The organism is Pseudomonas sp. GM84 (assembly GCF_000282535.1).
Classification (GTDB): domain Bacteria; phylum Pseudomonadota; class Gammaproteobacteria; order Pseudomonadales; family Pseudomonadaceae; genus Aquipseudomonas.
In genome coordinates, this window is sequence record NZ_AKJC01000080.1 from 26,035 (window position 1) to 32,645 (window position 6,611).

Annotated in this window: 5 protein-coding genes; 1 reads left to right on the plus strand and 4 read right to left on the minus strand. The window is 65.2% G+C overall.

From position 1 onward, the window contains the following. Window positions 1-18: 18 nt before the first annotated feature. Genes peaD through peaA form a run of 4 tightly spaced genes read right to left on the minus strand, consistent with a single transcriptional unit; the run spans window position 19 to window position 4,544 of the window. Window positions 19-1,140: a quinohemoprotein amine dehydrogenase subunit beta gene (gene peaD, locus PMI38_RS05890; protein ID WP_008091702.1), complete on the minus strand. Its 1,122-nt coding sequence runs from the start codon at window positions 1,138-1,140 to the stop codon at window positions 19-21. Between the two features lie 32 nt (window positions 1,141-1,172). After that, window positions 1,173-1,496: a quinohemoprotein amine dehydrogenase subunit gamma gene (gene qhpC, locus PMI38_RS05895; protein WP_008091708.1), complete on the minus strand. Its 324-nt coding sequence runs from the start codon at window positions 1,494-1,496 to the stop codon at window positions 1,173-1,175. A gap of 1 nt (window position 1,497) precedes the next feature. Continuing rightward, window positions 1,498-2,928 (minus strand): quinohemoprotein amine dehydrogenase maturation protein, encoded by a 1,431-nt coding sequence (gene peaB, locus PMI38_RS05900; RefSeq protein WP_008091710.1) that lies wholly within the window; start codon window positions 2,926-2,928, stop codon window positions 1,498-1,500. Between the two features lie 50 nt (window positions 2,929-2,978). Further along, window positions 2,979-4,544, minus strand: a complete 1,566-nt coding sequence (gene peaA / locus PMI38_RS05905; RefSeq protein ID WP_008091712.1) for a quinohemoprotein amine dehydrogenase subunit alpha — start codon at window positions 4,542-4,544, stop codon at window positions 2,979-2,981. A gap of 492 nt (window positions 4,545-5,036) precedes the next feature. Between peaA and PMI38_RS05910 the strand changes: the two genes are divergently transcribed. Further along, window positions 5,037-6,530, plus strand: a complete 1,494-nt coding sequence (locus PMI38_RS05910; protein ID WP_008091713.1) for an aldehyde dehydrogenase family protein — start codon at window positions 5,037-5,039, stop codon at window positions 6,528-6,530. Window positions 6,531-6,611 lie beyond the last annotated feature (81 nt).

The following is a 6,611-nucleotide window of genomic DNA, read 5'->3' on the forward strand; positions in this document are numbered from 1 at the left end:
GAAGGGGGCGACACCGGATTACCGGATAAACACCTGCGGCGTAGTGGTCGACATGTCACCACCCGGCAGCTTGATGTTCTTCACCTTCTCCAGCGTTTCCGGATCGAACACCGCCAGGTCATTGAAGGTGCCGCCCAGGTACAGCTTGTCGCCCTTGGTGTCGAAGGCCACACAGTAGTAAGTGTGGTCCAGATTGGCGGCCTTGATCAGCTTGCGCTGCTTGATGTCATACCGCGCCAGGCGGTTGAGCACCCCGTAGATCTGGTTCGAATCCTTCGGCGAGCGCAGGCCGGTGAAGTACAGCTCGGTCAGGTCGGCGAACTCCTGGGTGTGGGGCTTGCCGGTCTTGAGGTCGACGCTCAGATAGCCATACAGCAGCTCGGCCGTGTTCGGGTCCTGCTTTTCGTCCTTGAACTTGGCGATGGTGTAGAGCATCGAGAACTCGTGGCGCGGGCTCTGGTGCGGCCAGAAATACAGCACGTCCGGCGCGCTGTAGCCCTTGCGGTTCCAGTTGCGCAGCGGCAACGCCACCTCGTACTTGCCGGTCTTGACGTCCATCTTGTACAGGTCGGGCCCGGCGATGAACAGGCTGCCGTCGTCGGCGGCGCGCATCAGGTACACCTGGCGCGGCATCGGGAAGGTGCGCACCGGCTTGGCGTTGACACCGTCGGCGGTGCTGAACACCTCCAGGCGTGGCGGCTTGACCACGTAGTGATCGTTCAGGCGCTGGGTCGGGTTGACCGTGGCGTAGATCTCCTTGCCGTCCGGGCTGATGGCGAACGAGTACATCGACTTGCCGACTTCACCGGGCACGCTCGACAGGTCGGCGTGGAAGGTGGTCTTGCAGGTGTCCAGGTCGATGCCGTAGATGTCGGCATAGTGGTTGTTGAGCACGTAGGCCGTGTGCTTGTCCGGCGCGATCATCGCGGTGCCGGGGCCGAAGCTGCCGGGCAGCTTGCAGCTCTTGTAGAGCGTGTCGCTGGCCACGTCGATCAGGTGCAGGTTGTTCGGGTAGTTGGTGGTGACCAGGTATTCCTGGCCGGCCTTCAGGGCCTTGCCTGTGTCATCGGCCTGCACCGCCCAGGCGCAGGCCGTGGCGGCGATGGTGAGCGCGAGTTGCGCGCAGCGTCCAGCATTCATGCGGTTTCCCCTTGTCATTCTTGTCGGGCCGGTCACTTGTCTTTCGGGAACACGGTGCCGAGGTTGCGCCAGTCGTCCTGGGAGTTGGTCGCCTGGGCGTTCCAGTCCTGGTAGGTGCTCATCATGTCCGGCACCTGGGCCGGCCACCAGCAAGGGTCGGAGCAGCCATACAGGTCGGCCTCCATCGGCTGGCACAGCGAGCTCACGCCGCCAAAGGCGTCCACTTCCCAACCCGGGTCGGTGGTGGCAGTGCAGCCGGCGACGGCGCTCATGGCCATGACTTCTTCGACGCGGTCTTCGGCGGCGGCCTGCTCAAGGATGCGCGCCTTGTTGTTGAGGGGCTTCAAGTGCTTCATGTCAGTGCGCCTTCCGCGGAGTGATGTAGCGATCGATGAAGGCCGGGTTGGCGGCCATGATGCGGCTGTAGACCTCGATGCCGAAGTCGACCCAGTCGCGCATCAGCTCGCAATAGTGGTAGGTCGGGTGCTGCGGGTCGCCGTAGCGCGCGTAGCTTTCGTGGTAGCAGCCACCGGAGCACAGGTTGCGGATCCGGCAGCTCTCGCAACCGGTGTTGCTGCGGTCCAGGCGCTGGGACAGGAAGTCGTTGAGCTGCGCCTGCTTGACGCCCTGGTGCACGTTGCCGAAGGTCGGCAGGCTGGAACCGGTGAAGCGGTGGCACAGGTTCAGCTCGCCCTCGTGGTCCACGGCCAGCATCTTCAGCCCGGCGCCGCACGGCAGGGCCTTCTTGTGGCCCTCGTGGATGTCGGTGATCAGCTGGTGCAGGTTGGAGAAACCGATGTTGCGGTGCTCCAGCGCCGCTTCCAGGTAGCGCCGACCCAGCGCCTTCATGTTGGCGAACACCTCGACCAGTTCTTCGCCGGTGAGGTTGAAGTCGGACATGTCGCCGGAGGTGACCGGGGCGAAGCCGACTTCGGCGAAGCCCATCTCGTTGAACAGGTGGTTCCAGATGGTCTCGACATCGGTGATGCCGCGGGTCAGGGTCACCCGCGCGCCGACCGGGCGGCTGGTGTAGCGCGACAGCAGCATGTCGGCCTTGCGCCGTACCACGTCATAGGTGCCCTGCCCGCCCACGGTGATGCGGTTGCGGTCGTGCACGGTCTTGGGCCCGTCGATGCTCACCGACAGGCCGAAGCGGTGGGCGTTGAGCCAGTCGACGATCTCTTCGGTGAGCAGCGTGGCATTGGTGGTCATGATGAACTCCACCTGCTTGCCCGCCTCGGCGAAACGCCGCTCGCAGTAGGCCACCATGTGCTCGATCAGCGGCCGGTTGGACAGCGGCTCGCCGCCGAAGAACACCACGCTGTAGCGCTGCTCGTCGGGCGACTCCTTGAGCAGCATCTCCACCGAGGCTTCGGCGGTGGCGGTGCTCATCTTCTTGCCCGCCGACGGCTTGTCCAGGTCTTCCTTGTAGCAATAGGTGCAGCTCAGGTTGCAGCCGGTGTTGACGTTGAGCACCACAGTGTTCAGCGCGGTGCGCTCGACCTGCTTGAGGGCGATTTCCGGGGTCAGCGGCGAGCCGTCGCTGACCAGTTCCAGGGCGATCAGCTCGCGCAGGGTTTCCTGGATGTCCTGCCCGGCGAACTGCTGGCCGAGGCGCTGGGTCAGCTCCTCGGCGCTGCAGCCTTGCTGGCGCAGGGTGTCGATGATGCTGCCGGTCACCGCATCGGTGGCGAACAGCGAACTGCTGGGGATATGGAACAGCATGCGGTCAGCGTCGACCTGCACTTCGTGCAGGTTGCGCTCGACCAGGTTCAGTAGTGCGCCCATGGCGACCTCCGAGTAATCGATCCGTTAGATGTGCGCTTGGTGACCGGCCCTTATGGCAAGGGCGGGTTGTTCCAGCGCTGAACGGTGACGATCATGTGCCCCTCGCCCGTCTGGCCGCCGTCAGCCAGGGTGGCGATAACCTTCAGGTTGCCGGCGTTGTTGGTCATCATCTTGCGCGCCGGGTTCGGCCCCGCGCCGCCTGGCACGAAGACGCCGTCGGCCTGCATCTGGCCTGCGAACTTGACGTCTTCGTCCTCGACCGCACGCTCGTTGAACGGCTCGACCTTCCAGGTCGCCGGCAGGTAGCCGATGCGCAGCGGCTGGCCGCTGGCGTCCTTGCCCCAGGCTTCGGCCTCGAAACGGCCCTGGACTTTCGGCACCGAAGCGCCGTTCTCGCCGATACGGGCAATGGAGAAGGCCGGCACCACCTTGACCTCCTCGACCTTGTCGTAGACCGCCAGGTTGACGCCCTTCAACGCCCCGACCGCGATTTCACGCTGGCCTGGCTTGGCATCGGCGGCGGCACGCGCCTTGACCCGCACCAGGGTCGGGGTCTGCTCCAGCACCTCGGTCACTTCGACACCCGCGCCCAGGTCTGGTTTGCCGTCAAGGCCAGTACCCACCAGGGTGATCTCGCTTTCGCCACCGGCCTTGATGAACGCCGGTTGCACCGCCAGCAGGCGCGCCTTGCCTTCCTTCACGGCGGTGAAGTCCAGCCCGCGCTCATCGTGATCGGCCTCGTACATGCGGCCTTTCATCTCGCCATCGAGCGCCGCGAAGACCTGGCGCAGATTGGCCTCGCCGACCTTGACGTTGCCGCGCCACTCATAGCCGTTGTAGAGGATCGCCGAGCCGCTGCCGTTGAACGGCGTGCCGTCGGCGTAGGTGCCTTTGACCTCGACCTTGAAGGTGTCGCCCTGGTCGGGGCTGACCGTCATCACGCCGCGCACGTCGCCTTTGGCGAGCATGTGGCCGCTGAAGGCCCACTGCCCCGGCAAGGCATCGGCCTTGGGCTTGGCCTTCTGCCATTCCGCCCAGGCCGGGCTTTCCAGCGGGAAGCGCTTGGCCAGCTCCGGCACCACCTGGGTCAGGGCGATGTTCAGCCAGTCGCGGTCGCGGGCCTGGGCCTGGTATTCGAGGGACGGCCACTGGCCGAGGTGGAAGTTGACCAGGTGCTCCCATTCCTGCGCCGGGCGGCGCTGCAGGGCGACGCGGGCCCCGGAGTGGCAGCGGCCGCAGGTTTCGCTGAGCATGCTGTCGAAGTGCTCGACGGTGTTCAGGCGGCGCTCCATGGCGTAGCGCACGCCGTCGGTCTCGCTCGGCGCCAGGCCCTGCTTGTCGGCCAGGTACTTGACCAGGGTGCGGCGGTCGTCGTCGCTGATCTGCAGGCCGTGCATCACCTGCATGCGGGCGATGCTCATCAGCCAGCCCTCGGGCGTCTTGCGCTGATGGCTGATGCGGCTGTAGGTATCGTTGCCCTCGGGGATATGGCACCCCATGCACTTGTTCTGCAACAGGCTCGGGCCCTGTTCGGCCGCCATGGCCTGGGTGCCCAGCAGAGCGGCGGCGACAAGCGCCAGTTTGCCCGCATGCTGCCGGAGTCGAGTCGTCTTCAAGGTCAGACCTCCACGGTGTTGTTCTTATCGTTTTCGCACGCTTTGGTACAGCAGGTGTGCATGTGACGGTTGTGATACAGAAACTGTGCCACATGCTTGGAACTCGTTGTATTTCAGGCTCTTAAGGGGTTTTGAAGGCCGTTGTGCGCGGGGTGAGGCCGAGTAGGACCGTGCCATTTCGCGACAGGGTGTATCAGGTTGAGACAGGGCCTGCTGCGCAGGCCATCGCCGGCAAGCCGGCTCCCACAGGCACTCCACAGGGCTTGAGGGCTGTGGGGAACCTTGTGGGAGCCGGCTTGCCGGCGATAGGGCCTCACAGACACTGTTTCACCACCGTCTCACACCGTCTCAAAGTGCAACAGCGCAACCACGCAATCGCACCCTTGCACACGGGCAAACCCAAGGCAGCACAGGCCTTTGCGCCCATTGCACCACCTTGGCACGGCCATTGCGCCATCCCCCGCCACATCCAATGACAAGAGGCACCGCCCCATGCTTTCCGAACTGCCCATCCTGCCCGCCACCCGCGCCTTCCTCGAGCGCAAGCTGAAGATGCGCATCGGCGCCGACTGGCAGGACGCCGCCAGCGGTCGCACCCTGTCGTTCCGCAACCCGGCCACCGGCGAAATCCTCGGTGAAGTCCCGGCCGCCGAGGCCGAAGACGTCGACCGCGCCGTGCGCGCCGCCCGCCAGGCCTTCGACGATTCGCCCTGGAGCCGCCTGCGCCCGCGCGAGCGGCAGAACCTGCTATGGCGCCTGGCCGACCTGATGGAGCGCGATGCGCAGCAGCTGGCTGAGCTGGAGTGCCTGAACAATGGCAAGAGCGCTGCCGTGGCCAAGGTCATGGACGTGCAGCTGGCCATCGATTTCTTGCGCTATATGGCCGGTTGGGCCACCAAGATCGAGGGTAGCACCGTCGAGGCCTCGATGCCGTTGATGCCCAACGACCAGTTCCATGGTTTCGTGCGCCGCGAAGCGGTAGGCGTGGTGGGCGCCATCGTCGCCTGGAACTTCCCGCTGCTGCTGGCCTGCTGGAAGCTCGGCCCGGCCCTGGCCACCGGCTGCACCGTGGTGCTCAAGCCGGCCGACGAAACCCCGCTGTCCGTGCTCAAGCTCGCCGAACTGGTGGATGAAGCCGGCTACCCGGCCGGCGTGCTCAACGTCATCACCGGCACCGGCCTGAACGCCGGCGCCGCACTGAGCCGCCACCCCGGGGTGGACAAGCTGACCTTCACCGGCTCCACCGAAGTGGGCAAGCTGATCGGCAAGGCGGCGATGGACAACATGACCCGCGTGACCCTTGAGCTGGGCGGCAAGTCACCGACCATCGTCATGCCCGACGCCGACCTGCAGCAGGCCGCCGCCGGCGCCGCCACGGCGATCTTCTTCAACCAGGGCCAGGTGTGCTGCGCAGGTTCGCGCCTGTACGTACACCGCAAGCACTTCGACAACGTGGTGGCGGACATCGCCGGCATCGCCAACGGCATGAAGCTGGGCAACGGCCTGGATCCGTCGGTGCAGATGGGCCCGCTGATCTCGGCCAAGCAGCAGGACCGGGTTACCGGCTACATCGAGCTGGGTCGCGAGCTGGGCGCGACCATTGCCTGCGGTGGCGAAGGGTTTGGCCCGGGGTACTTCGTCAAGCCGACGGTGATCGTCGATGTCGACCAGCGCCATCGCCTGGTGCAGGAAGAAATCTTCGGCCCGGTGCTGGTGGCGATGCCGTTCGATGACCTTGATGAAGTGATCGGCATGGCCAACGACAATCCGTATGGGTTGGGGGCGAGCATCTGGTCCAATGATTTGGCGGCGGTGCATCGGATGATTCCGCGGATCAAGTCGGGGTCGGTGTGGGTCAACTGCCACAGCGCGCTGGACCCGGCGCTGCCGTTTGGGGGGTACAAGATGTCTGGGGTGGGGCGTGAGATGGGGGCGGCGGCGATCGAGCATTACACCGAGCTGAAGTCGGTGCTTATCAAGCTTTGATCAGGCATTTGTAGCGACCTTGAGATCGAGCGCCGCCCGCGCGGCGCATCGCGAGCAAGCTCGCTCCTACATTTGTTGCAA